At 71.0% G+C, this 25,574-nt stretch carries 25 protein-coding genes; 5 read left to right on the top strand and 20 right to left on the bottom strand.

Features of this window, described 5'->3' with window-relative positions:
- Nucleotide 1 precedes the first annotated feature (1 nt).
- Both BJF86_RS08430 and BJF86_RS08425 read left to right on the top strand, forming a co-directional pair.
- Nucleotides 2-1,633 (top strand): AMP-binding protein, encoded by a 1,632-nt coding sequence (locus BJF86_RS08430; RefSeq protein ID WP_075818098.1) that lies wholly within the window; start codon nt 2-4, stop codon nt 1,631-1,633.
- A 74-nt stretch (nt 1,634-1,707) separates the two neighbouring features.
- Nucleotides 1,708-2,478 carry an SDR family NAD(P)-dependent oxidoreductase gene (locus tag BJF86_RS08425; protein WP_075818096.1) on the top strand — a complete coding sequence of 257 codons (771 nt, stop codon included), beginning with the start codon at nt 1,708-1,710 and terminating at the stop codon, nt 2,476-2,478.
- A gap of 112 nt (nt 2,479-2,590) precedes the next feature.
- Here the strand turns inward: BJF86_RS08425 and purU are convergent, their stop codons facing one another.
- Nucleotides 2,591-3,628, bottom strand: coding sequence for a formyltetrahydrofolate deformylase (purU, locus tag BJF86_RS08420; RefSeq protein ID WP_237768139.1), 1,038 nt, complete (start codon nt 3,626-3,628; stop codon nt 2,591-2,593).
- Between purU and BJF86_RS08415 the strand changes: the two genes are divergently transcribed.
- Nucleotides 3,627-4,559 carry a serine hydrolase gene (locus tag BJF86_RS08415; protein ID WP_075818092.1) on the top strand — a complete coding sequence of 311 codons (933 nt, stop codon included), beginning with the start codon at nt 3,627-3,629 and terminating at the stop codon, nt 4,557-4,559. The genes purU and BJF86_RS08415 overlap by 2 nt on opposite strands.
- 72 nt (nt 4,560-4,631) lie before the next feature.
- Here BJF86_RS08415 and BJF86_RS08410 read toward each other — a convergent pair whose 3' ends face one another.
- The 17 genes from BJF86_RS08410 to BJF86_RS08330 form a co-directional block, all read right to left on the bottom strand.
- Nucleotides 4,632-5,714, bottom strand: a complete 1,083-nt coding sequence (locus tag BJF86_RS08410; RefSeq protein WP_075818090.1) for a P1 family peptidase — start codon at nt 5,712-5,714, stop codon at nt 4,632-4,634.
- A gap of 5 nt (nt 5,715-5,719) precedes the next feature.
- Complete coding sequence (pntB, locus tag BJF86_RS08405; RefSeq protein WP_075818088.1) at nt 5,720-7,123, bottom strand: Re/Si-specific NAD(P)(+) transhydrogenase subunit beta; 1,404 nt, start codon at nt 7,121-7,123, stop codon at nt 5,720-5,722.
- Entirely contained in the window at nt 7,120-8,700 is a 1,581-nt protein-coding gene (locus tag BJF86_RS08400) for a Re/Si-specific NAD(P)(+) transhydrogenase subunit alpha (protein ID WP_075818086.1), read from the bottom strand. The genes pntB and BJF86_RS08400 overlap by 4 nt, the downstream gene beginning before the upstream one ends.
- 168 nt (nt 8,701-8,868) lie before the next feature.
- Entirely contained in the window at nt 8,869-9,717 is an 849-nt protein-coding gene (locus BJF86_RS19570; protein WP_075818085.1) for an ATP-binding cassette domain-containing protein, read from the bottom strand.
- The gene (locus BJF86_RS19565; protein WP_321166167.1) at nt 9,710-10,768 is read right to left on the bottom strand and encodes an ABC transporter ATP-binding protein; all 1,059 of its coding nucleotides are present in this window, start codon (nt 10,766-10,768) and stop codon (nt 9,710-9,712) included. The genes BJF86_RS19570 and BJF86_RS19565 overlap by 8 nt, the downstream gene beginning before the upstream one ends.
- Nucleotides 10,765-11,130 (bottom strand): type II toxin-antitoxin system PemK/MazF family toxin, encoded by a 366-nt coding sequence (locus BJF86_RS08385; RefSeq protein ID WP_075810907.1) that lies wholly within the window; start codon nt 11,128-11,130, stop codon nt 10,765-10,767. The genes BJF86_RS19565 and BJF86_RS08385 overlap by 4 nt, the downstream gene beginning before the upstream one ends.
- Entirely contained in the window at nt 11,123-11,371 is a 249-nt protein-coding gene (locus BJF86_RS08380; protein WP_075810906.1) for a hypothetical protein, read from the bottom strand. Before BJF86_RS08380 ends, BJF86_RS08385 begins: the two co-directional genes overlap by 8 nt.
- Nucleotides 11,372-11,467: 96 nt before the next feature.
- Nucleotides 11,468-11,815, bottom strand: coding sequence for a type II toxin-antitoxin system PemK/MazF family toxin (locus tag BJF86_RS08375; RefSeq protein WP_075818081.1), 348 nt, complete (start codon nt 11,813-11,815; stop codon nt 11,468-11,470).
- Nucleotides 11,816-12,165: 350 nt separating this feature from the next.
- Nucleotides 12,166-12,576, bottom strand: a complete 411-nt coding sequence (locus BJF86_RS08365) for a PIN domain nuclease (protein WP_075810905.1) — start codon at nt 12,574-12,576, stop codon at nt 12,166-12,168.
- Nucleotides 12,573-12,785: a type II toxin-antitoxin system VapB family antitoxin gene (locus BJF86_RS08360; RefSeq protein WP_083652891.1), complete on the bottom strand. Its 213-nt coding sequence runs from the start codon at nt 12,783-12,785 to the stop codon at nt 12,573-12,575. Before BJF86_RS08360 ends, BJF86_RS08365 begins: the two co-directional genes overlap by 4 nt.
- Nucleotides 12,786-12,827: 42 nt before the next feature.
- Nucleotides 12,828-13,934, bottom strand: a complete 1,107-nt coding sequence (locus tag BJF86_RS08355; RefSeq protein ID WP_075810903.1) for an FtsX-like permease family protein — start codon at nt 13,932-13,934, stop codon at nt 12,828-12,830.
- Nucleotides 13,931-14,632 carry an ABC transporter ATP-binding protein gene (locus BJF86_RS08350; RefSeq protein WP_075818078.1) on the bottom strand — a complete coding sequence of 234 codons (702 nt, stop codon included), beginning with the start codon at nt 14,630-14,632 and terminating at the stop codon, nt 13,931-13,933. The genes BJF86_RS08355 and BJF86_RS08350 overlap by 4 nt, the downstream gene beginning before the upstream one ends.
- Nucleotides 14,633-14,635: 3 nt before the next feature.
- A complete protein-coding gene (locus tag BJF86_RS08345) occupies nt 14,636-15,751 on the bottom strand; it encodes a peptidoglycan-binding domain-containing protein (protein ID WP_075810902.1) in 1,116 nt (371 codons plus the stop codon).
- Between the two features lie 237 nt (nt 15,752-15,988).
- Nucleotides 15,989-16,501 (bottom strand): hypothetical protein, encoded by a 513-nt coding sequence (locus BJF86_RS17520; protein WP_143553762.1) that lies wholly within the window; start codon nt 16,499-16,501, stop codon nt 15,989-15,991.
- 1,481 nt (nt 16,502-17,982) lie between these two features.
- Nucleotides 17,983-18,864, bottom strand: a complete 882-nt coding sequence (locus BJF86_RS08340) for an ABC transporter permease (RefSeq protein ID WP_187344339.1) — start codon at nt 18,862-18,864, stop codon at nt 17,983-17,985.
- Nucleotides 18,861-19,811 carry an ABC transporter permease gene (locus tag BJF86_RS08335; RefSeq protein WP_022926042.1) on the bottom strand — a complete coding sequence of 317 codons (951 nt, stop codon included), beginning with the start codon at nt 19,809-19,811 and terminating at the stop codon, nt 18,861-18,863. Before BJF86_RS08335 ends, BJF86_RS08340 begins: the two co-directional genes overlap by 4 nt.
- Nucleotides 19,812-19,996: 185 nt before the next feature.
- Nucleotides 19,997-21,586: an ABC transporter substrate-binding protein gene (locus tag BJF86_RS08330; protein WP_075818076.1), complete on the bottom strand. Its 1,590-nt coding sequence runs from the start codon at nt 21,584-21,586 to the stop codon at nt 19,997-19,999.
- Nucleotides 21,587-21,777: 191 nt separating this feature from the next.
- Here BJF86_RS08330 and BJF86_RS08325 point away from each other — a divergent pair, with 191 nt between their 5' ends.
- Both BJF86_RS08325 and BJF86_RS08320 read left to right on the top strand, forming a co-directional pair.
- Nucleotides 21,778-22,695 (top strand): glycerate kinase, encoded by a 918-nt coding sequence (locus BJF86_RS08325; protein WP_269087268.1) that lies wholly within the window; start codon nt 21,778-21,780, stop codon nt 22,693-22,695.
- A 163-nt stretch (nt 22,696-22,858) separates the two neighbouring features.
- Nucleotides 22,859-24,754, top strand: a complete 1,896-nt coding sequence (locus tag BJF86_RS08320) for an acyl-CoA dehydrogenase (protein WP_075818072.1) — start codon at nt 22,859-22,861, stop codon at nt 24,752-24,754.
- 78 nt (nt 24,755-24,832) lie between these two features.
- Here the strand turns inward: BJF86_RS08320 and BJF86_RS08315 are convergent, their stop codons facing one another.
- On the bottom strand, nt 24,833-25,330 hold the full coding sequence (locus BJF86_RS08315) for a GtrA family protein (protein WP_075818312.1): 498 nt from the start codon (nt 25,328-25,330) through the stop codon (nt 24,833-24,835).
- Nucleotides 25,296-25,535 (bottom strand): DUF6458 family protein, encoded by a 240-nt coding sequence (locus tag BJF86_RS08310; protein ID WP_022926047.1) that lies wholly within the window; start codon nt 25,533-25,535, stop codon nt 25,296-25,298. The genes BJF86_RS08315 and BJF86_RS08310 overlap by 35 nt, the downstream gene beginning before the upstream one ends.
- Nucleotides 25,536-25,574 lie beyond the last annotated feature (39 nt).

The raw sequence follows: 25,574 nt of genomic DNA, 5'->3' as shown, positions 1-25,574 counted from the left end.
CATGTCCGAGGCACTGGCGCACGACATCGGCGCGACCGACCCTCCGCTGCTGGACCAGACCATCGGCGAGAGCCTCGACGCGACGGCGGAGGAGCACGGCGACCGCGAGGCTCTGGTCGAGGTCGCGACCGGCCGACGCTGGACGTATGCCGAGCTGCGCGGCGACGTGAACCTGCTCGCCCGGGCGTTCGTCGCCTCCGGCGTCCGCCGCGGCGACCGGGTCGGCATCTGGGCGCCGAACTGCGCCGAGTGGACCCTCGTGCAGCTGGCGACGGCGAAGATCGGCGCGATCCTCGTGACCATCAACCCGGCATACCGCTCGCACGAGCTCGCCTTCGTGCTGCGGCAGGCGGGGGTCAGCACGGTGGTGGTCGCGCAGGAGTTCAAGGGGTCGCGCTACCCGGACCTGGTCGAGCAGGTGCGCGAGGAGTGCCCCGAGCTGGTGCAGGTGCTCGTCATCGGCGACGCGGCGTGGGAGGACTTCCTCGCCGGGGCGCACCAGGTCAGCCCGGGCCGGCTGGCCGAGCTGCAGGGGTCGCTGACCCCGGACGAGCCGATCAACATCCAGTACACCTCGGGGACCACCGGCTTCCCCAAGGGCGCGACGCTGTCGCACCGCAACATCCTCAACAACGGCTACTTCGTCGGGGAGGGGTGCCGCTACACCGAGCGCGACGTGATCTGCATACCGGTGCCCTTCTACCACTGCTTCGGGATGGTCATGGGCAATCTCGCCGCGGTGACGCACGGCTCCTCGATGGTGATCCCCGCGCCCGGCTTCGACCCGGCTGCGACGCTGCGGGCGGTGCGCGAGGAGCGGTGCACCTCACTCTACGGCGTGCCCACGATGTTCATCGCCGAGCTGGAGCTCATCGGGTCCGACGACGACTACTCCCTCGACGACCTGGCCACGGTCCGGACCGGGATCATGGCCGGCTCGCTGTGCCCGGCCTCGGTGATGCGCTCGCTCATCGACGCGGGCGTGCGGGAGATGACGATCTGCTACGGCATGACCGAGACCTCACCGGTGTCGACCCAGACCGCCACCTCGGACCCTTTCGAGAAGAAGGTCGGCACCGTCGGCCGCGTCGGGCCGCACCTCGAGGTGCAGGTGGTCGACCCCACGACCCGCGAGGTGCTGCAGCGTGGGGAGCCGGGAGAGCTCTGCACCACCGGCTACTCGGTGATGCTCGGCTACTGGGAGGAGCCGGAGAAGACCGCCGAGGTCCTCCGGGACGGCTGGATGTCCACCGGCGACATCGCCGTGATGGACGAGGACGGGTATGTCGAGATCACCGGCCGCATCAAGGACATGGTGATCCGGGGCGGGGAGAACATCTACCCGCGAGAGGTCGAGGAGTTCCTCTACACCCACCCCGACGTGGTCGACGCCCAGGTGGTGGGCGTGCCGGACGAGCGCTACGGCGAGGAGCTCATGGCCTGGTTGCGGCTGCGCGAGGGCGCCGAGGAGCTCACGGCCGAGGCGGTCAGGGAGTTCTGCACCGGATCGCTGGCGCACTACAAGATCCCCCGGCACGTGCAGGTGGTCGACGAGTTCCCGATGACGGTGACCGGCAAGGTGCGCAAGGTCGAGCTGCGCGAGCGCGGCGAGGAGATCCTCCGCCACCCCTGACCGCCACCGAGCGCTGCGAAGGGTTGCCCCCAACCCCACCGAGCGTCGTTCGTGGTTGCTGGCAGGATCGGGGTATGCCTCTCGACTACGCCCAGATGTTCCGTCTCGACGGGCGGCACGCCGTCGTGCTCGGGTGCGGCGGCATCGGTGCCGAGATCGTGGCCGGCCTGGCCGCGCAGGGGGCGCGGGTCAGCTGCCTCGACAAGGACCCGGCGGTCGCCGAGGCCGCGCTCGAGCGCGCGCCGGGCGGGGCGGCATACCCCGTCGACGTGCTCGACCCGGACGACCTGCGCGCTCTGGCCGGCGCCCTCGGCGACGTCGACGTGCTCGTGCTGACCGCGGCGATGAACGTCCGCAAGCGCCTGCTGGACTACAGCGCCGAGGAGTTCGACCGAGTCGTGGCCCTCAACCTGCGCGGGACCTTCGACGCGGTGCGGGCCTTCGCGCCGCGCATGGCCGAGCGCGGTCGCGGATCGATCGTCGCGCTGACCTCGATCCGAGCGGTGACCGTCGAGCCGGGGCAGGGGGTGTATGCCGCGACCAAGGCCGGCGTGCAGCAGCTCGTCCGGACCTGGGCGGCCGAGCTCGGGCCGGCCGGCGTGCGGATCAACGCGGTCGCGCCCGGCGTGGTGGCGACCCCGTTGACGCAGCAGATCCGCGACGACGCCGAGTGGGACCGGGCGTATGCCGAGAAGTCGGCGCTCGGTCGCTGGGCGCGGCCGGAGGAGCTGGTCGGGGCGACGTGCTGGCTGGCGTCCGACGCCGCGAGCTTCGTCACCGGCAGCCAGGTCATGGTCGACGGCGGCTGGACCGCGATCGACGGACGGTTCACCCCGCCCACCTGATCCGCGCGCCAGGGAGTCAGGCCAACCATGGGCGACGCCCGGCCGGGGTCAGGGCAACCATTGACGACGCCCGGTCGGGGTCAGGCCAACCATGGGCGACGCCCGGTCGGGGTCAGCTGAAGACGATGGTGCGGCCGCCGCGCAGGACCACGCGGTGCTCGGCGTGCCAGCGGATCGCCCGCGAGAAGGCTGCCGCCTCGACCTCCTGGCCCTGCTGGGCGAGCTGGGCGGGGGTGAGCCGGTGGTCGACCCGGCGGAAGTCCTGCTCGATGATCGGGCCCTCGTCCAGGTCGGCCGTCACGTAGTGCGCTGTCGCACCGATGACCTTGACCCCTCGGTCGTGCGCCTGGGTGTAGGGCTTGGCCCCCTTGAAGCTCGGGAGCAGCGAGTGGTGGATGTTGATGATCCGCCCGGAGTAGTCACGGCACAGGTCCGGCGAGAGGACCTGCATGTAGCGCGCCAGCGCGATGGTGTCGACGTCGTGGTCGTCGACGATCCCGCGCAGCCGGGCCTCGGCCTCCGGCTTGGTGTCGGCGGTGATCGGGACGTGCTGGAAGGGGATGCCGTGCCACTCCGCCAGGCCACGGAAGTCCTCGTGGTTCGACACGATCGCCGGGATCGTCACCGGCAGCTGCCCGGTCCGCGCCCGGAAGAGCAGGTCGTTGAGGCAGTGGCCCATGCGGCTCACCATGACGAGCAGCCGGTGCGGCTCGGCGCGGTCGTGCACCTGCCACTGGCCCGCCAGCCCGTCGGCGACCGGGGTCAGACCGGCCCGGAGCGCCTCGACCTCGATCGGGCTCCCCTCGCGGGTGGCCTCCATGCGCAGGTGGAACTCCCCCGTGCTGGGATCGGCGAACTGCTGGCTCTCGGTGATCGTCAGGTCGTGCTCGAGCATCGCGCCCGCGACGGCATGGACGACGCCGGCGCGGTCCGGACAGGAGAGGGTCAGCACGAAGTCACGGCTCGTCTCGGGGCTCACGGCCGCCCAGTCTAGGTCGGGCCCGAGGTATGCCGGAGCGCCGGGGCCGCGGTCTCCGGCCGGCCCGGCGTGGACCGGGACGTCACGGAGCAGCGCCCGGCGGCGTGGGACAACCTCGACGCGGCCCCGGGGCGTCATAGTGACGACACCGACACAGAAGGGATCGTGCATGAGGGGCAGGCTGACGCTGGCGACGCTGACGGTGCTGGGGCTCGGGGGATGCGGCACCGTGGCCACCTCACCGACAGCCACCTCCGGCGTCGCACCCGTCGACCCACCGGCCGCCGTGACCGACGAGGCCGTCGTCACCGACCCGGGCACCGCGGCGGCGGTGCCGACGCCGGCCGGGCCCTCCCTCAGCTCGGTCTCCGACGCCGCGGCCGAGCTGGACGCCGGGCTCGACGGCGACGTCACCGCGGTGGTCGTCGACCTTGCGACCGGCGAGCGCACGGGCCACCGGGGCGGCACCGCCTTCACCAGCGCCAGCCTCTACAAGCTCTATGTCGTCGCCACGGCGCTGGACCAGGTGGACACCGGCGACCTGGCGCTCGATGCCGTCGTCGGCGGGGGCTGCGGCACAGTCGCCCGTGCCGCCGAGCTCGCCATCACGGTCAGCGACAACGCCTGCGCGATCAGCCTCGGGTCGATGGTCGGCTGGGACCAGGTGGAGGACTACGTGGAGCGCGAGAGCTTCTCGGGCACGACCTTCCACCCGGTGGAGCACGCGGGCGGGTGGGGGACGGCCGGTCAGGAGACCACCGCCGACGACACCGCGGACCTGCTGGTGCGACTGGCCGAGGGCGACCTGCTCGGTGCCGAGTCAACCACCTTCCTCCTCACCCAGCTGGACGGGCAGTACTTCGACTCCGCCCTGTCCCTGACGCTCGCCGACGACGACGCCGCCTTCGGGCACAAGCTGGGCACGCTGGCCGAGGTGTCCCACGACGCGGGCATCCTCACCATGGGCGGGCGTCGCTACGTCGTCGCCGTCCTCACCGGCGGCTGGCCCGGCCACGCCGAGCCCGCGGCGGAGCCGGCGCTCGCCGGCGTGGGCGAGGCGCTGCGGGCGTTTGCCGCCGCCCGCGCCGACGCCTCACGCTGAGCCGAGGTCAGGGGCGCAGGCGTGGCCGTTCGAGGGAGGGCCGCCTCGGCCCGGCGTGCAGCCCTGGCGCGGTCAGTCGTCCCGCCCCGCGCTGGGGAAGGCGTCGCGGTAGCCACGCCAGGAGCCCGCCGGGGTGGTCACCGACTCCGCCGCCAGCACTCCGCGGACCATGGCGCGGGTCACCACCTCCCCCGCGCCGTGCAGGAGGGCGTGGAAGCCGGCGACGTCCGGCACGCCTCGCGCACCGGTCGACAGGCCGAAGAGCGCGTCGCCGTCGAACATCGTGTGGATCGGGTTGACCGCGCGCGCCATGCCGTCGTGACCGCTCGTCGCCAGCCGCGAGCACTGCGCTGGGGTCAGCCTTGCGTCGGTCGCGACCACCCCGATCGTCGTCGCGAGCGAGCGCGGGACGCGGCTGGTCGCGTTGGACTCCTCCGCCGCCCGCCGCGCCGCCTCCAGCTCGGCCGGATCGGGCCGGGCGGGCAGCACCCCCTCCGGCCATCCTGGTATGCCGCGCACGTCCGCCTCGACCAGGTGGCGGGCGCCCCACAGCTCGCCGGTGCCGAGGTCGACGGCGGACCCGACAGCGTTGACCACGACGAGCGCCGCGAGCCTGGTGCCGTCGGGCAGCACGGCGCTCGCCGTGCCGACCCCGCCGCGCAGCCCGCCGACCTGCGTGCCGGTGCCGGCCCCCACGTTGCCCAGCCCCGCGACGCCACCGCTCTCGGCGTCGGCCAGGGCCCGCGCGCCGAAGGAGGCGTCCGGGAAGGAGCCGAAGTCGCCGCCCCGCCCGAGGTCGAAGCAGACCGCCGCGGGCACGATCGGGACCACCTCGCCGGGCCCGCCCATCGGGAAGCCCCGGCCCCGGGCATACAGCTCGCGCATGACGCCGTCCGCCGCGGCCAGCCCGAAGGCCGACCCCCCGGAGAGCACGACCGCGTGGACCCGCTCGACCAGGTTGCGCGGGTCGAGCAGGTCGGTCTCGCGGGTGCCGGGCGCCCCGCCGCGCACGTCCGCCCCGGCGACCGCGCCCTCGGGCGGGCAGAGCACGACCGTGGTGCCGGTGAGGGAGCCGTCGCCGACGCGCTGGTGGTGCCCCACCCCCAACCCGCCGACGTCGAGGAGCGAGTTGGTGGGTCCGGCGGGTGGGTGCATACCCCTCAGCCTGCCAGCGCGGTGAGGATCTCCTCCACCTTGTCCTTGGCGTCGCCGAAGATCATCTGCGTGTTGTCGCGGAAGAAGAGCGGGTTCTGCACCCCGGCGTAGCCGGTGGCCATCGACCGCTTGAAGACGACGACGTCGGAGGCGTTCCACACCTCGAGCACCGGCATCCCCGCGATGGGGCTGCCCGGCTGCTCGATGGCGGCCGGGTTGACGGTGTCGTTGGCGCCGATGACCAGGACCACGTCGGTCGAGGCGAGGTCGTCGTTGATCTCGTCCATGCCGAGCACGATGTCGTAGGGCACCCGCGCCTCGGCCAGCAGGACGTTCATGTGCCCGGGCAGGCGCCCGGCGACCGGGTGTATGCCGAAGCGGACGTCCACGCCGAGCTCGCCGAGGCGCTCGACCAGCCGGGCGACCGGGTGCTGGGCGTGCGCGACCGCCATGCCGTAGCCGGGCGTGATGACGACCGACCGGGCCTGTCGCAGCAGCTCGGCGACACCCTCGGCGCTGACCTCGCGATGGGTCCCCTGCTCCTCGCCGTCCCCCGCCGGCCCCACCGGGTCGGCGCCGAAGCCCCCGGCGATGACCGAGACGAAGGAGCGGTTCATGGCCTTGCACATGATGTAGGACAGGATCGCGCCCGAGCTGCCGACCAGCGCCCCGGTGATGATGAGCAGGTCGTTGCCGAGCATGAAGCCCGCCGCGGCCGCCGCCCAGCCGCTGTAGGAGTTGAGCATCGAGACGACGACCGGCATGTCCCCGCCACCGATGGAGGCGACGAGGTGCGCGCCGAGCAGCAGCGCCAGGGCGGTGAGCAGGAGCAGCGGCAGCAGGCTCGAGGCCACGACGAACCACACCGACACCGCCAGGCTCGCCAGCACGACGAGCAGGTTGAGCAGGTGGCGCCGCGGCAGCATGAGCGGGGAGCTCTTCATCCGGGCCGAGAGCTTGGCCCAGGCCACGACCGACCCGGTGAAGGTGACCGCGCCGATGAAGACCCCGGCCGCGATCTCGATGCGCTGGCTGACGCCGGCGGCACCGGCATACCCCTCGCCGAGGAAGGTGTTGACGCCCACGAGCACCGCGGCGACGCCGACGAAGCTGTGCAGGATCGCGACGAGCTCGGGCATACCGGTCATCTCGACGCGCCGCGCCCGCCAGATGCCGATGACCGCGCCCAGCGACATCGCGACCGCGATGAGCAGGAAGGTGGTGAGCGCCCCGCGCTGCGCGGTGCTGACCGCGAGCGCGACCGTCGCGACCAGCGCGAGCGTCATGCCGGTGATACCGAGCAGGTTGCCGCGGCGCGCCGACTCGTGCCGCGACAGCCCGGCGAGGGCGCCGAGGAAGAGCAGCGCGGCGACGAGGTAGGCGGCGTCGACCGCCGAGGTGAGCGTCACGACTCCGCCCTCCGGAACATCCCGAGCATCCGGTGGGTGACGGTGAAGCCGCCGAAGATGTTGATCGAGGCCACGGTGATGCCGATCAGCGCGAGCGCGGTGACCCAGGTGCTCTCGCTGCCGACCTGCAGGATCGCGCCGACGCAGATGATGCCGCTGATCGCGTTGGTCACGGACATGAGCGGCGTGTGCAGCGCGTGGGTGACGTGCGAGATGACGTAGTAGCCCGCGATCACGGCGAGCGCGAAGACGGTGAGGTGCATGCGCAGCTCGTCCGGCGCGAAGGCGGCGCCGAGGGCCGCCAGCACCGCGAGGGCGAGGAGCACCGCTCGCCGACGGCGCGGGTCCGGTGGGCGCGCCTCGGTATGCCCGTGCGCCGGGTCGACCTCGGGCGTCACCGCCGCGGCGGGCGCCGGGGCGGCGCTCACCGAGACCTGCGGCGGCGGCCAGAGGACCTCGCCGTCGTGGGCCACGGTCATCGCGCGCAGCACCTGGTCGTCGAGGTCGAGCACGAGCGGCGGGCCATCGGTGGTGTCCGCGTCCGCCGGCTCCCCGGAGAGCAGCCCCACGAGGTTGACCATGTTGGTGCCGTAGAGCTGGCTGGCCTGCGCCGGCATCCGCCCGGCCAGGTCGGTCCAGCCCAGCAGCACCACCCCCGAGGAGGTGACGACCCGCTCGTCGGCGCGGGTGCCCTCGACGTTGCCGCCGTTGGCCGCGGCGAGGTCGACGACGACCGAGCCGGGGCGCATCGCCGCGACCGTGCCGGCGTCGAGAAGCCGGGGCGCGGGGCGGCCCGGGATGAGCGCGGTGGTGATGACGATGTCGGCGGTGATGGCCTCCTGGGCGTAGAGCTCGGAGGTGGCGCGCTCGGCGTCCTCGGTGAGCTCACCGGCATACCCGTCGCTGCGGCCGCTGCTGGTGTCGACGTCGAGCCGGACGAAGGTCGCGCCCATCGACTCGACCTGCTCGGCGACCTCCGGCCGCACGTCGAAGGCACGCACCTGGGCGCCGAGCGACTGCGCGGCGCCGATCGCGGCGAGCCCGGCGACGCCGGCGCCGACGACGAAGACGGTCGCGGGCGGGGTGGTGCCGGCCGCGGTGACCTGGCCGGCGAGCATGCCGCCGTAGTCGTGCGCCGCCTCGATGACCGCGCGGTAGCCGGAGAGATTGGCCATCGAGCTGAGCACGTCGAGGCTCTGCGCGCGGGAGATGCGGGGCACGGCGTCCATGGCGAGGGCCGTCACGCCCTGGTCGGCGAGCGCCCGGAGGAGGTCGGGCGAGCGGGCGGGGGCCAGGAGCGAGGCGATCGTGATGCCGGGCGGCAGGGCCGCGACCTCGGCCGGGGTCGGCGGGTCCACGGCGGCCAGCAGGTCGAGGTCGGCCTCGCGCAGCCCGCCCCGGTCGACGAGGGTGGCGCCCGCGTCGCGGTAGGCCACGTCGGGGTAGGACGCGCGCTCCCCCGCGCCCTTCTCGACCAGCACCGTGTGCCCGCGCTTGCGCAACGTGGCCACCGTGCTGGGCGTGGCGGCGACGATCGCCTGGGTCTCCCGCGCCTGCCGCGGTATGCCGATCAGCACCGGTGCTCCCCTCTCGTCCTCGAGCCTCGAAGCGAGACCGACCCTAGCCCGGCATACCGACACCGGACGCAGCCGACCCCGCCCCACCCCGGAGTGCGGTCAGCTTCCGGCATCCTCCATCACGCTAGAGGGCGATGGAGGTTGCAGCTTGGTGACCGCACTCCCTGGTCAGTCGCGCGAGGCGCCCCGCGCGAGGTCCTGCGCGGTGCGACCGGCCAGGGCGGCGTGCAGGTCGGGGATCGCGGCGAGCAACGACCGGGTGTATGCGTGCCGCGGCTCGGCGAAGAGCTGCTCGGTCTCCCCGACCTCGACGACCTGCCCGTCCTGCATCACCGCGACCCGGTCGCACACGTGCCGCACCACGGACAGGTCGTGGCTGACGAAGACGAGCGTGAGGTCGAGCCCGTCGACCACCTCGTCGACGAGGTTGAGCACCTGGGCCCGGACCGACACGTCCAGCGCCGACACCGGCTCGTCGGCGACGAGGATGTCCGGGTCGGGCGCGAGCGCGCGGGCCACCGAGATCCGCTGGCGCTGCCCTCCGGAGAACTGGTGCGGGTAGCGGTCGGCGGCGTCCGGGTCGAGGCCCACCCGCTCCAGCAGCTCGCGCACCCGCGCCCCGTGGTCGCCGCCGATGCCCTGCGCGACGAGCGGCTCGGCGACGATGTCGCGCACCCGCATCCGCGGGTCGAGGCTGCTCATCGGGTCCTGGAAGACGAGCTGCAGCTTCTCCCGCAGCCAGCCGAGGCGCCGGGCCGGCTGGTCGCCGACCGGGCGCCCCTCGACCAGCACCTCTCCCGACGTCGGCCGGTCCAGCCCGCAGATCAGCCGCAGCAGCGTCGACTTGCCCGACCCGGACTCGCCGACGATCCCGAAGCGCTCGCCCTGCCCGATGGTCAGGGTGACGTCGCGCACCGCGCGGACGACCGGGGGCGCCTCGCGCAGCGACGTGCGCGGGCGGCGGAAGTCACGGCACACCCCGCGGAGCTCGACGGCGGGGGTCTCGGAGTCAGCCACGGCTCCCCTCCTTCTCGGCGGTGGCCTCGCCCGCCGGGTGGTGGCAGGCGAAGCCGTGCGCGAGCTCCCCCGCGGGGTGCTCGCCGCGCGCCGTCCACGGTGGCAACGCCTCGCAGCGGTCGGTGGCGTGGTCGCACCGGCTGCGGAAGACGCACCCGTCGGGGAAGCGGCCGGCGGAGGGCACCGTGCCGGGGATCGTCGGCAGCGCGGCCCGGGCTCGACGACCCTCCCCGCCGGCGAGGTCGGAGGCGCCGATGAGGCCCTGCGTATACCGGTGGCGCGGGTCGGAGAAGACCTCACCGACGGGGCCTGCCTCGACGATGCGCCCGCCGTACATCACGAGCACCCGCTCGCACACCGTCGCGACGACGGCGAGGTCATGGGTGATGAAGAGCATCGCGGCGTCCCGCTCCTCGACACCGCGCACCACGAGGTCGAGCACGGTGGCCTGGACGGTCACGTCGAGGGCGGTGGTCGGCTCGTCGCAGATGAGCAGGGCGGGGTCGTTGGCGAGCGCGATCGCAAGCACGACCCGCTGCCGTTGGCCACCGGAGAGCTCGTGCGGGTAGGACCGGGCCAGGTGCGCCGCGTCGGGCAGCCCCACCTGGTCGAGCAGCTCGACGACCCGTCGTCGCGCCCCGGCCTTGTCGCGGGTGCCGTGGATCCGCATCACCTCGGCGACCTGGGCACCGACCCGCATGGTCGGGTTGAGCGCCGTCATCGGCTCCTGGAAGACCATCGACATCGCGTCACCGCGCAGCCGCGCCATCTCGCGCTCGCCGACGTCGAGCAGGTTGCGCGCGGCGGGGGTCCGCCCGGACAGCCGCACGTCACCGCTCGCCCGCAGCCCCTCGCCGAGCAGCCCCAAGACCGCGAGCGCGGTCAGCGACTTGCCCGACCCGGACTCCCCGATGAGCCCGACCCGCTCGCCCCGGTCGATGGAGAAGGAGACGTCGTGCAGCAACGGGGTATGCCGGGTCCCCACGTCGAGCCCCTCCACCGCCAGCACCGTGCGCTCGCCGCTGGCCTCTTGCGCCGCCTCGGTGCTCACGGCAACCCCGGCCACGGTTCACCCAACTCCAAGAAGTCCGCGAGCCACCTGCGGATCTCGCGCAGGACGTCATCCTCGACGGCACCCACGATGCCCTGCAGCCGCTGCCGCGAGAGGGTCCGGACCTGCTCGGTCATGGCGAAGCCGGACACCACACCAGCCTCCACCGCGACATGGTTTTCCCACCCCCGGTCGACGCGGGTGACGGGCACCACCATGGCGAGCGCATCGACCACGTCCAGGTAGCCGCGGCCGCTCACCACGACCACCGGGCGACGCCCACCCTGCTCCCGACCGCTCACCGGATCGAGCCAGGCCCAGCAGATGTCCCCCAGCGACGGTGGCCTCGCGCCCTCACCCATCGGTGACCGAGTCAGCGAGCTCGGCACGCTCCCAACCCGAGGTCTCCCGCGACCAGGAGTCCCGGTCCGCCGCGCTGGTCGCCGCGATCTGTGCCTTGAGCCGGGCGAAGCGCCCCTCTCGTTCCCCTCGGCGTGCGAGCGCGTCCAGGTACTGTCCCAGTGTCAGATCGGCCCGGCTCGCCTGCGCCTTGAGTTGGTCCCGTGTCGCAGACGCCACCTTGATGGTCGTGAGCCCAGTCATACCTGGAGTATGACTCTGGACAGCGGCCGCGGCAACCGCCTGCCTGCTGACCAGGTCGAGATCGCGGAGTGCCGCTGTGCTCGACGTCGCCCAGCGTCACAGAGCGAGGTGCACCCGCAGGGCGTCCTCGAGGTCGACCATGAGCGGTGTCGGCACCCGACCGACCGCCGCCCCGACCCGTCGCACGTCCACCGAGCGGACCTGCTCCGCCTGGGCCTTGGAGTCGACACGCAGGGAGGTCTCGTCGGCGGGCAGGAGCACCTGGAAGGGGTAGATGCGTTCGACGGCGCTCGTCACGGGCACCACCGTCACGACCCCACGCCCGAGGCGCGCTGCTGTGGTGTTGGCACGGTCGTTGCTGACGAGCACCGCCGGCCGACGCTTGTCGGCCTCGCTGCCGCTGGTCGGATCGAGGTCGACGAGGCGGATCTCACCTCGGAGCATCGGCAAGTCCGTCACCGACAACCGACTCCCAGCGACCGCCGTCGCCCTTCGCCCACTCGTCCCACGCCTGGGCGTAGTCGTTCTCGATCTCGGCGTCGGGCAGCCGTCGGATGGCAGCCTGGACGGCTGCCGAGCGGGAGCCAGGCCGGCCTGGCGGGCATACCTGTCCAGGGCCCCGAGGTCCTCGGCGCTCAGGCTGATACTCACCTTCATACCCCTATGCTACTCGCGCCCTACCCACGGTGCTACCCCTGGAGCGGCCACGCCACGAGCAGCATCGGCACCGACACGAGCAGCACCATGACCGCGCCGAAGATGGCGAAGAGTGCGATCTGGGGGAAGGTCATGGCTCAGGCGCGGAGCGAGGCGTCGTCGAGCGGCAGACCCACGACTCCTGCGACGCGGTCGAGGTCGACGTCGTGGGCGAGCAGCGAAGCCCCGTGTCGCCACCCGACAGCAGCGATGAGACAGTCCAGCAGCCCTCGTGGCGTGACCCCCGACTCCCGACAGCGCCGGTAGATCCGCGCCGCCGCGTCGAAGTCGGCAACCGGCTCGACAGGCAGCAACGTGACGCTGAGGAGGAGCCGGCGCAGGTCGTCCTCGCGGTCCGCGGTCCGGGCCCTGGCCAGCACCTCCATCATGACCGGCTCGGTGACGGCGAGCGATGATCCGGAGGCGATCAGCTCGGCCATCCGCTCATCGACGGGACTTCCTGTTGCCCGGTCGTACTCGACCCAGGCCGAGGTGTCCGCCAGGATCACGCGACGCCTTGCGGCGGGAGGTCGTCCGGGACCTCCTCGATAGCGCGAGCCCCGCGCATGGCGAGCGCCTCCTGCCTCGACATCGGCTGCCCGGCCAGGTGCCGCAGCGCCAGGTCGACGGCGTGGGTCTTCGTCCTCACCCCGTAGCGATCCATGATCGTCTCGACGTAGGTGTCGTCGATCTCGATATTGGTCCTCACCCTGCTCATGCACGCATGATACACGTCGCGTGTATTGTTGGTGTATAGCCCTCATGGGGTGCGGAGGATGCGGACGGGGTCTCGGGTGGCGGCGTAGAGGGCGGGTGGTATGGCGGCGGTGGTGGCGGCGATGAGGGCGAGGGTGGCGGTGCCGGTGGTGAAGTCGGCCGGGGGGATGGTGTCCGGGCCGATGCGGGCGGCCAGGGCCAGGCCTGCTGCGACCCCGAGGGCGGCGCCGAGTATGGCGGGGGCGAGGGTGCGGCCGATGACGAGGGTGATGATGGTGGCCCTGGTGGCGCCCAGGGCGCGGCGGCGGCCGAGGTCCTTGCGGCGGACGAGGACGTCGGCCAGGACGACGATCGCCACGAGCAGGGCACCGCCGCCGAGCACCCCGAGCAGCAAGGTCGCACCGAATGCGGCGAGGTCGCCGGTGACCTGGTCCTGCAGGTCGGCCAGGGAGACGGGGGAGGTGATGGTGACCGCGTCCGGGGTGGGCGGGTCGACCAGGGCCAGGACACTGGCCTGGGTGGCCTGCGCGGCCGATGCGTCGGTCAGCACGACCTGCAGGGTGTCCATCGGCTGGTGGCTGGGCGCGACGTACAGCACCCCAGCGGCGTAGTCACCGAACGGGTCCCTGGGGGTGAACGTCCCGACCACCGACCAGTCGTCGACCTCGCTGGTCGAGGCCAACGCGACCCACCCGAACGGGTCGGCCATCCCGAGCTGTGTCATCGCGGTGTCGGTGACGATCGCCTCGCCCGGGCCTGGCCAACGCCCGGCCTGCAGGTCGGCGACCGCGGCCAAATCACCGTGCACACCCCACGCGGGCACCCGGATCCCGCCCTGCCCGATGACCCCGTTGACGACATCGACTGGGATCAGGGTGCCCACCCCACGCTCGACCGTCGACAGGGTGCTCGCCTGGTCCACCACTGTCGCCGGCAGCAGACCCTCGCCGCGGGCGTCGGCAACGGCCAGGACCCGCGACCCGGCCTCGTCCAACCGGTCAGTGAGTTGTTGCTCCGCGGCGGCGGTGCGCCCCACGGTCGCGATCGTCGCTGCGCACATCACCGCGACCAGCAACCCGACCAGCGCCGAGGGGACCTTGGACGCCCACGCCGTCGCGGCCGCCTCCCGCACCACCAGCACCCACCTCACAGCGCGAGCACCTCATCGGCATGGTCCAGCACGAACGGGTCGTGCGTGGCGATCACCACCGTCCGCCCCTCGGGAGTCCCCCTGTCGGGGCCCGAGCCTGCCCCGTTATCGGCACTCTCTGCGGCCTGGTCGGCGCCGCCGGCGGCTGCAGACAGCGCGGCCAGCACCCCGGCGGCGTTGTCCCGGTCCAGGTTGCCCGTCGGCTCATCGGCCAGCACGAGCACCGGGTCCGTCACCAGGGCACGGCACACCGCGACCCGTTGCGCCTGCCCACCGCTGATCTCTCCCGGCCGGTGACCCGCCCGCGCCGAGACCCCCATCTGCTCGAGCAACCCCGACCCGCGGGCCCGGGCATCGCCCAGGCGCCACCCGGCATACAACGCAGGCTCGATGACGGAGTCCAGCACGGTCCGGGTCGGGTCCAACGCCGCGTCCTGGAACACGAACCCGATCCGGTGCGCCCGCACCCGCGCACGCACCGCATCCGGCGCGGCCGAGACCGCCTCACCGCCCAGCAGCACCCGCCCGCTGGTCGGGGTCAGCATCAATCCCAGCACGTACAACAACGTCGACTTCCCCCGCCCCGACGGCCCCGTCACCGCCGTCACCACCCCCGGGGTGAACACGTGGGACAACCCCCCGAACAACTCCTCGCCACCTTTCGCGTAGGCGAACGACACCCCCTCCAGGGCCAGCACGCCTCACCCTCCCCCGGTCTCATCGCCACCATCACCCGGTGCCTGCACCGGGTCCCCGGCCACCAGCACCCGCAACCCTTCTACGAGCCCCTCACCTTCCACGATCGCGACACCCTGCCCCGAACCGGCCACCACCACCTCGACCTGCCCGTCCTCAGTCAACACGAACGCGCTGCCATTCGCGCGGGTCCGCACCGCCGCCGCCGGCACACTCAACCCCTCCACCCGCGGCACCACCACCACCTCCGAGCGCACCGTCACCTGCTCATCCCCCGGCAGCACCCCGCAGTCTTCTCCGCAGACCGGCCCACCGCCCGGCGCGGTCAGCTCGAACACCGTCGAACCTGTGTCATCCACGGTGGACCCGGCGATCACCCCCGTCCACTGCTGGTCCTCAAACGTCATCTCGACCGTGGTCTCCGCCGGTATCAACCTCGCCTGCTCCGCGGTCACCACCAGCACGAAGTCCCGCTCCCCCGTCGGCGCCAGCACCGCGTCCTCACCACCCGACACCTGACCCCCCACCCTGATCGCCTCACCGACCGTGACCGTCGCCGGCAGGTCCGGCACCGCGACCAGCTCCCCCAGGCCCACCACCCCAGACTCCGGCAACCCCTGCTCCTCCTGCCACGCCTCCACCGCATCCTCCGTGCCCTGACCGAAGTCACCATCGGCCTCAGCATCCAGGTACCCCCCGGCGATGAGCAGCTCCTGCAACGCGACCACGTCCTCACCGCGCACACCCCGCGACAGCTCCCGCCAGAACGGTTGCTGCGCCTGCACCACCCGCACCGGTGTCCGCCCCACCACGTACACCACACCACCAGACTCCACCCGGCCCGGCGACGACGAGGTCACCACCCCCGACAACCCGTTCACCGCCACCACCCCCACCGGCTGCCGCACCGTGGTCGACAACGGCAACGACCGCCCAACCGACCCCCTCACTACCTCGCCCCACACCTCTTCACCGGCCGCCGACGAGGCATCTGCAGCTGATTCCGTCAGCAGCGTTACTCGAAGCGACACCCACGTGCCGGCAACGGAGCCAACCACGAGCACCAATAACAGCACCACGACGCCCAGTTTGCGTGGGGCTTTCGTCACCTCATCCGTCATGAGTCCATCATCCCATCTGAGCCACAAGAACCGGCAAAGCTCTCTCGCCCCTCCATGCCAGCGCCTACCTACGACTTCACGACGCCAACTATGGCGTCAACTGTGTCGACGGTGGCTTGGCAGGGTCCCCATGAAATCGGGGCTGTGTTTGCTGCAACTTGGGCTCACACCAGCCGCCCTCGGTCGGGGATATGGTGCACAAAGATGAAGTGAATCCCCTCCGGAACTTGGCCTGGACTACTCGAGGTACACGTCTTCGAGGAGAGGGGCGGGACATTTTTTCTCGACCTCGCTGGAAAACTCTGCATACGGATGCCACGGCGCATCGCTAGATCCGCCTTGAAGGCTCGCCAGATAGCTTTCGATGAAAACTTGCTCACTCGGAGGCTGGACTGATGACAGGCCATTTGCTTCAAGACACTCATGGACATCGAGCAACCGAGCATAGAATTCGCTCAGGCCCTCCTCGCTTGGCGTAGGCAACTCAGGATGTTCACCCGATACGTCATCGCACCGCCGGACCACCTGAGCATCGCGCTCGAAGTCGATACCCGAAATCGTAATACTCCCATCGGCATTGATTGTTGTTGGAAATCCAGCCTCAGTCAAGCACGCCGCTTGCTTCTCATAGTATGCACGCACCTGCTGGTCAAAATTCTTGAATTCCTCTGCAGCTACAGAGTCCGCCGTATCCGTGTCGCCAGTTGGATTACACCCACTTAGCAGAAAAACAGCAGACACTAATGCCACACAACTGGACGCCTCTGCGGGCCTGGCTCTCCTCATCAGAGATTGCGACAATAGCCGCCACTACGTGTGGTCTCGATCCAACTGGAGCTGGAGTTCGCATCTACTGACCACTCACCACCGGGACCGTAGAGGCCCCTATATGCCCAACTCGGGTTGGTGTACCGCGTTGCCTGGCTCTTACTACCACCAGGCTTGACATGTATCATCTGGCCGATGGAGTAGGCACTCGCATACGGGGCAGAGTAGCCGCCGCACCCACTGATTTTTCCACTCACCCGCTTGGTCTCGTAAGCTATGGCGGGATTTCCGCTGAGCGCCAGCGCTAGAATCATCGCTACTGTAGCACTGACAGCTCCTCTTGACATCTTCATCTCATTCACACCTTCCGTTCTTGTGCGGTTTGTTTCCTGAGCCAAGGTTGGTCCCGCGACGCCGGTTCACCACCAATGGTCATTGTCCGGGGGGCAAAGCTTGGCAGCCCCCGACTGCTGTGGACCCTCAACCAAACTCACTGGCGACGACGCAAGCTCACCGCTCCGGAATGTAGCAGTGAAAGTTTGCAGAGTAGGAAGGCTTGGAATATCGTAACCTGCTTGGGTGAGACATTCATGCTGGGTGGACCACGACGTGTAATATCTCGCAAGATCACTATCAGAGCGCGGCTCCGGGGGGGGAGGCAGCGTCTCTGTGCAGATCTGGTCGACTTCTAGGTAGTCCCGCATTGTTTGCTGATTGACGCCCGCACTATCGACCGCCAGATCCCCCTGCTCCGTCACCACCACCTCACTGGGAAACCCTCGGTCGCTGAAGCACTTTGCCAATGACGTTTGATAGTCACGTGGGTTCCCTACAAACTCCTGCCTTGGCACATCCCCTGCCTCACTGCTCGATGCCTCGGTGGAGACGGCCGAGCCGATGGCGTCAACCGACGAACAGGCTCCAAGGGACGCGAGCGCTGCGCCGACGACCAGTGCGACGAAGCTTGTGAGATGTTGCCTGCCCAACAAAGGTGACTCCCCTCGCCGACTTGCTGGTCACCCAAAGTTTCGGCAAACGCCGCGTGTATAGGCAAGATCAACAGTGGTGTTTCCCGTGACGGACCAAAATCCACCTGGTCCACGATTGTCGCCTGATCGCCAAGTTGACGAGGATGCGGTGTACCTGGTCGCCGTCCCATCTCCCGGCCCCAAGACGACGCCACCCCCCTGGATTCGAAATTGGACCGCAGGGTAGGCCGCGCAGTTGTACACGCCGTCCTCGGTTACCGCCGCGAACGCCGGCATGGCGCCTGCAAACATCAGGCCCGTACCAGCAACGAATGCACACAGTCCTGTACGTGTTTTCATGCCGTCCTCCCTCGCTTACCGCCTCTGCCGCGCACTTGCGCCGGAGACTCTCGATACCAAGGACAGTACCTCCCCCCCCAATCGAGGTCTACAACGCTTGCGAGAATTGACGAAGTCTTTACTTTTCTGATCCTGTCACCGACCCTCCAGCTTCGGGTCCAGCCAGTCCCGCAGCCCGTCGCCGAAGAGGTTGAAGCCGAGCACCGACAGCGCGATCGCCGCGCCGGGGATGAGCGCCAGGTGCGGCGCAGTGCGCAACGTGGTCTGCGCCTCGTAGAGCATCCGCCCCCAGCTCGCCTGCCCGGTCGGCGTGCCCAGGCCGAGGTAGGCCAGCGCCGCTTCGGCGAGGATCGCGATGGCGAAGGAGACCGACGCCTGCACAATGACCAGCCCCGCCACGTTGGGTATGACGTGGCGCACCGCGATCCCCAGCGGCGAGCGACCCGCGGCCCGGGCGGCGACGACGTACTCGGTCTTCATCACCCCGAGCGCGCCGGAGCGGGTGATGCGGGCGAAGGCCGGGATCGTCGCGATGCCGATGGCGATCATCGCCACCCGCGTCGAGCCGCCGTAGAGCGCCGCGAACATGATCGCCAGCAGCAGCGCGGGAAACGCCAGCAGCACGTCGTTGGAGCGCATCACGAGCTGCCCGAGCCAGCCGGGCGACATCGCGGCCAGGATGCCGAGCGGCACCCCGACGAGCGCCGCGACGCCGACGGCGACGAAGCCGACATACAGGGTCGTGCGTGCCCCGACGAGGATCTGGGTGAAGACGTCGCGGCGGTAGCGGTCGGTGCCGAGCCAGTGCTCGGCGTTGGGCGTCTGGTAGGCCTCGACCGGGAGGACCCGCATCGGCACATACGGCGTCCAGACGTAGGAGACGAGCGCGAGCACGACGACCACGGCGACGAGACCCCCGCCGAGGAGCAGCGAGGGGTTGAGCCGGCGCCCGGCCGAGCCGCCCGCGGGAGCCTGCGCCTCGAGCCCCTGCGCGGCCGCGCCCTGGATCTCGCTCATCGCGACCCCGTCCGCAGCCGTGGGTCGATGACGAGGTAGAGCGCGTCGACGAGGAAGTTGATGAGCAGCGTGGCCACCACGAGGACCATGACGACGGTCTGCACGGTGAGGAGCTCGCGGTCGGCGACCGAGTCCAGCAGCAGCGACCCCAGGCCCGGGATGACGAAGACCTGCTCGATGACGACCGCGCCAATGAGCAGGGTCGCGAGCTGCAGGCCGAGCACGGTGACCACCGGCACCGCGGCGTTGCGCAGACCGTGCCGCCACAGCGCCTGCACCGGGCGCAGCCCCTTGGCCCGGGCGGTGCGCAGGTAGTCCTCCCGCAGCACGTCGAGGACGGCGGAGCGGACATACCGCGCCAGCACCGCCGCCTGCACCATCGCGAGCGCGACCGACGGGAGGACGATCCGCTGCAGGAAGCCCACCGGGTCCTGCGACGGCACGACCCAGCCGCCGCTCGGCACCCAGCGCAGCCGCACCGCGAAGACCGAGATGAGCACGATGCCGGCGAGGAAGGCCGGGATCGCGACGCCGACCTGGGACAGCGCCGACATGAGGAGCCCGTCGAGGTGGCGGTGGCGCACCGCCATCCAGATGCCGACGGGGACGGCGACGAGCACGGCCAGGACCATGGCCGTGACGACGAGGATGAGGGTGACCTGCAGCCGGTCGGCGATCTGCGGGCCGATCGCCGCCTTGGAGACGAACTCGATGCCCGGGTCGAGGGTGACCAGGCCGCGCATCCAGTCGAGGTACTGCACCACGAGGGGCCGGTCCAGCCCGAACTGCTCGCGCAGCCGCGCGACCGCCTCGTCCGAGGCATTGATCCCGAGCGCCACCCGCGCCGGGTCACCCGGCAGCACCCGCATGAAGCCGAAGACCAGCACCGACGCCGCCAGGACGCTGGCCACGAGGACCAGCGCGCGGTGCAGCAGGCGCAGGAGCATGGCTCAGCACCCTAGAGGGTGACGCGGGCACGGACCCGGCGGCAGGCATACCTCGACCTGGTCAAGGGTGTGCTGCACGTCTGGGACCTGCGCAAGGTTGTGCACCAGATGCGCCCTTCTCGACGGCGTATCCGGTGCACAAGGTTGCCCAGGTCAGGCGGAGGCACCGAGAGCCCCGGGCACCGTCACTCCCGCGCGAGGTCCCCCAGGTCGAAGGACTCCCGGAGGGCGTTGGTCGGCAGCCCGGTGATGTCCGTGTCGGCGACCATGAGATTGGGCAGCAGGAAGAGGAAGTCGGCGGCGGCCTCCTCGCTGATGAGCGCCGCGGCCTCCTGCAGCTTCTCGGTCTGCTCCTCCTCGGTGCCGGCGTCAGCCTCCTCGAAGAGGGTCTGGACCTCCTCCGTGCCGTAGGTCGTGTAGTAGTCCGGGTTGCCGAACACGGCAGACATGTCACGCCCCTCGACGTGCGACACGATCGACATGTCGTAGTCCTTGTTGGTGAAAACGGTCTCCAGCCAGGCCGCGGGGAACTCCAGCTCGTCGATGGTCACCTCCAGCCCGGCGTCCTCGAGCATGGACTCGACGACCGTGCCGCAGGAGACGGCATACGGCAGCGACGGTATGCGCAGCCGCAGCTCGGTGCCCTCGGCGCCGGCCTCGGAGATGAGCCGCTGCGCCTCCTCGAGGTCGAAGGGGTAGTCGCCGGTGCGGTCCTCGTACCACGGGTCGGTGACCGGGACCATTGAGCCGATCAGCTCGCCGCGTCCGGCCCAGCAGGTGTCCATGAGGGCCTGGTGGTCGATGGCGTGCCGGACCGCCCGCCGCAGCTCGACGTCGGCCAGCGGGTTGCCCTCCTCCTGGTTCATCGACAGCACGACCTCGCCGTTGGTGGTCCCCTCGACGATCTGGAAGTCGCCACCCTCGAACTCGGCCAGCGACTCCGGGGCCTGCACCGTCGACACGACATCGATCGAGTCGGTGAGCATCGCGTTGTTGAGCGCGTTGGCGTCGTCGAAGTAGCGCATCTCGACGGAGGCGAAGTAGGGCGCATCTCCGTGGTAGTCGGGGTTGCGCTCCAGCGTGATCTGCGAGCCGCGGTCCCAGTTCTCGAAGACGTAGGGGCCGGTGCCGATCGCCTCCTCGGCGAGGTTGTCGACCCCCTCGGTGTCGAACATCGCCCCGACGAGGGTCGTCAGGTTGTAGAGGAACTGGTTGCTGGGGCGGGTGAGCGTGACCTCCAGCGTGGTGTCGTCGACCGCCTCGACCGACTCCACGACGTCGAACTTGGCCTTGAGCCCGTTGGTCCAGGCGTCGGAGGAGACCCGCTCGATCGAGAACTTCGCGTCCTCGGCGGTGAACTCGCTGCCGTCGGAGAAGGTGACGCCCTCCTCGAGCGTGAAGGTGTAGGTCAGCCGGTCCTCGCTGACCTCCCACTCCGTCGCGAGTCCCGGCACGATCTCCGCGCTCTCCCCGTCGATCTGCACCAAGGTCTCGTAGACGTTGTCCATCATGACCTGAGGGATCGCCGCCCCTCCGGTCGTGGTGAAGTCGAGGCTGGCCGGCTCGGCGACGAGGCCGATGCGGACCGTCTCGTCCGAGCCACCGGGCTCCGGGGCCGCGGCGGTGTCGTCGCCGCCGTCACCGGACCCGGCGGACTCCCCCTCCTCCGGCGACCCGGTGTCCGAGCTGGTGCCGGCCCCGGCGTTGCAGCCGGCGAGCAGTGCGGTCGCGGCCAGCGCGGCGATGAGCGAGCGAGTCTTCGTCGACGTCGTCATGCGCGCCATCATCGTGCATCCGCACACGCCCGCGCCAATCCTTGCCCTAGGGTCAGGGCTGTGAGCACCGCCGCCGACACCCCCGCCCGCCCCGTCGTGCTGATCGCGCCGGACAAGTTCCGCGGGTCGCTGACCGCTCCCGAGGTCGTCGCGGCCGCTCGCTCCGGGGCGCAGGGGCGGGCTGGGACGTCATCGGTATGCCCATGGCCGACGGCGGTGAGGGCATGCTCGACGCCTTCGGCGGGGCCAACCGGACCAGCACCGTGACCGGACCGCTGGGCACGCCGGTCGAGGCGCAGTGGCGGCTGGGGGACGACGGCGTGGCAGTCATCGAGTCCGCCGCGGCCAGCGGGCTGGTGCTGGCCGGTGGCAAGGAGGGCAACGACCCCGTGGGCGCGACCAGCGCCGGCACCGGCGAGCTCGTCGCGCAGGCCGTGCGTGACGGGGCGACGCGCGTGATCGTGGGCCTCGGAGGGTCGGCGATGAGCGACGGCGGGCGCGGGGCGGTCGAGGCGGCGCGGGCCCTGCTCGACGGGCAGACGCCGGCCGAGCGCGGGGTGGAGCTGCTCGCGGCGTGCGACGTGCAGACCCCCTTCGTCGAGGCCGCGCAGGTCTTCGGGCCGCAGAAGGGCGCCAGCGGCGACCAGGTCGTCGAGCTCACCGGGCGCCTCTTCGAGCTGCAGGGCGGGTATGTCGAGGAGTTCGGCGTCGACGTGTCGACCACTCCTGGCGCGGGTGCGGCCGGCGGCCTCGGGGGCGGGCTGCTCGTGCTGGGCGGCTCCCTGGTGCCGGGGCTGCGGCTGGTGGCCGAGCAGGTCGGGCTGGCCGACGCGGTCGCGCGGGCCGACGCGATCGTCACCGGCGAGGGCGCCCTGGACGCCGAGTCGTTCAACGGCAAGGTCGTCGGCGGGGTGGTCGACGAGGCCGAGCCCTACGGCATACCTGTCATCGTCGTCGCGGGCGTGGTGCGCGAGGACGCCCCCGCGGCGCGGCTCGCCGGGCTCCGCGTCGTCGACCTCTCGGCGACCTACGGCGCCGCCGCCTCCTGGAACGACACCGCCGACTGCCTCGAGCGCGCCGTCACCGAGCAGCTCACCACCCTCGCCTGACCGACCGCACGGCCAAGCACGCACCGACCGCACGGTCTGCAGGGCCGAGCGGTTACCCGCGGGTAGGGAGCCGAGGGGTCGGTATAGACTGACGACAGTTACGGCGTACCGTCAGTACCGCATACCTGACCAGAGGTCAGGACCGCACACCTGAGGAGCCAGCGTGGGCCACTACCGCAGCAACGTCCGGGACGCGGAGTTCGTCCTCTTCGACGTCCTCGGCCGCCAGGACGTCCTGGGCCGGGCGCCCTACGAGGAGGTCGACGTCGAGACCGCCCGCGCGGCGCTGGCGCAGGTCGCCGAGCTGGCGGAGGGCCCGATCGCCGCCTCCTTCACCGAGTCCGACCGGACACCGCCCGTCTTCGACCCGGCCACCGGCGAGGTCAGCATGCCGGAGAGCTTCGTCCGGTCCTATGAGACGTGGGTGGCGGGCGAGTTCTGGCGGCTGGAGATCGAGGAGGGCCTGGGCGGCACGCCCGCTCCCCCGAGCCTGACCTGGGCCATGTCCGAGCTGGTCATGGGCGCCAACCCGGCGGTCAAGATGTTCGCCGCCGGCTACACCTTCGCGAACGTGCTCTACCGCCTCGGCACGCCCCAGCAGCAGCAGCTGGCCCAGCTCATGGTCGACAAGGCGTGGGGCGCGACCATGATGCTCACCGAGCCCGACGCCGGCTCCGACGTCGGCGCGGGCCGGACCAGGGCGGTCAAGGCCGGCGACGGCACCTGGCACCTGACCGGCACCAAGCGTTTCATCACCAGCGGCGTCGCGCCGTTCTACGACAACGTCGTCCACTTCGCCCTGGCCCGCCCGGAGGGCGCCGGCCCGGGCACCAAGGGGCTCTCGCTGTTCATCCTCACCGACCGGCACGTCACCGACCTCGAGACCGGTGAGCTCGGCGAGCGCAACGGGGTCCGGATCACGGGCCTCGAGCACAAGATGGGCCTCAAGGTCTCGACGACCTGCGAGGTCTCCTTCGGCGAGGACCCGGACCGCCCGGCCGTCGGCTACCTCCTCGGCGAGGTCCACGACGGCATCGCGCAGATGTTCCGGATCATCGAGTATGCCCGGATGCTCGTCGGCACGAAGGCGATCGCCACGCTCTCGGCCGGCTACCAGGCGGCCCTCGCCTATGCCAAGGAGCGGGTCCAGGGCGCCGACCTCACCCAGATGGCGGACAAGACCGCCCCGCGGGTGACGATCACCCACCACCCCGACGTGCGCCGCTCGCTGCTGCTGCAGAAGTCCTACTCCGAGGGGCTGCGGGCCCTCATGCTCTACACCGCGAGCGTCCAAGACCAGGTCCACGCCGCGCAGGACCAGGGCGAGGACACCGGCGACGGCCCCGACGTCGGGCTGGCCGCTCGGGTCAACGACCTGCTGCTGCCGCTGGTCAAGGGCTGCGGCAGCGAGCGCGCCTTCACGCTGCTCGGCACCGAGTCGCTGCAGACCCTGGGCGGCTCCGGCTTCCTGCAGGACTACCCCATCGAGCAGTACGTCCGCGACGCCAAGATCGACAGCCTCTACGAGGGCACCACCGCGATCCAGGGGCAGGACTTCTTCTTCCGCAAGATCCTGCGCGACCGCGGTCAGGCCCTCGGCCACGTCGCGGCGCAGGTGCAGCAGACCGCCTCGGCGCAGGTCGACGACGGCCTCGGCGACATCCGGGGCGCGGTGCTGCGCGGGCTCGGCGAGGTCAACGAGATGGTGGAGTTCCTCACCGCGAGGGCGGTGGAGAGCCAGACCCGGCCCGAGGCGGTGTATGCCGTCGGCCTGGGCACCACCCGCCTGCTGCTCGCCACCGGTGACCTGCTCATCGGCTGGCTGCTGCTGCGCGAGGCGGAGGCCGCCCAGCGGCTGCTGGACTCCGGCGAGCGCGGCGTCAGCGGGGTGAGCGCCGCCGACGACGGCGGCCAGGCCTTCCTGCAGGGCAAGGTCGCCGCGGCCCGCTTCTTCGCCACCGAGGTGCTCCCGCGCCTGGGCGCCGACCGCCGCACCGTCACCGCCGCCGATGACGGTCAGGTGGCGTCCGTGATGGACCTGCCGGAGGCCGCCTTCTGAGCCCACGCGCGCGCCGACATCCCCGTCCGGGTGCACTCTCGCACGATCCGCCCGGTCGCGCCGCCAGAGCGGAGCGGCTCAGGTGTAGCGCTTCAGCCGGAAGACGAAGCTGCGCATCATGAGATACATGAAGACCGCCTCGCACGCACCGGCGATCAGCCGCGCGGCGAGGAACTGCACGCCCACCCACTCCAGGGTCGTGGACAGCGCGAGGATGAAGAGCAGGTAGTTGGCGACGACGGTCAGGACGTAGCGCCCGGTCTGGCGGCCCACCGGGCCGTGGCTCTGGAAGTTGAGCCAGCGGTTGAGCACGAAGGCGAGCCCGAAGGCGATGACGTAGCCCGTGGTCACCGCGAGCGGGTAGGGCCAGCACAGGACGTCGAAGAGGACCGCGAGCAGCGTCAGGTCGACGGCATACGTGAAGCTGCTGATCGCGGCGAAGCCGATCGCGGTCTCCGGGACCCACCGACGGAGCAGCCGCGGGAGGGCGGCGTAGACCCGGGCGCGGGCCCGGGCGAAGCGGTCGGCGGCGCTCCGGCGCTCAGTAGCCGTCGCGGTCGCGGTAGCGGGTCTCACCACGGTTGTTGCGCTCGATGATCTCGCGGTGCGTGGTGTTGTTGCGCTGGGTGTTCATCACCAGCCCCAGCAGCAGCGAGAGCACACCGGCGGCCATGAGGATGTAGCCGACGGTCGGGAGGTCGACGACGCTCGTCAGGTCGCCCACCGCGAACGACAGGATGGCGCCGACGGCGAGCAGGAAGATTCCGAGGCCGATGCCCATGAGTGATCCTTTCGATGTGCCTGGGGCCACCCTAACCGG

The organism is Serinicoccus sp. CNJ-927 (assembly GCF_001942435.1).
Classification (GTDB): domain Bacteria; phylum Actinomycetota; class Actinomycetes; order Actinomycetales; family Dermatophilaceae; genus Ornithinicoccus; species Ornithinicoccus marinus.
Note: the sequence above shows the minus strand (reverse complement) of the source record. Positions and strands in the feature narration are given on the sequence as shown.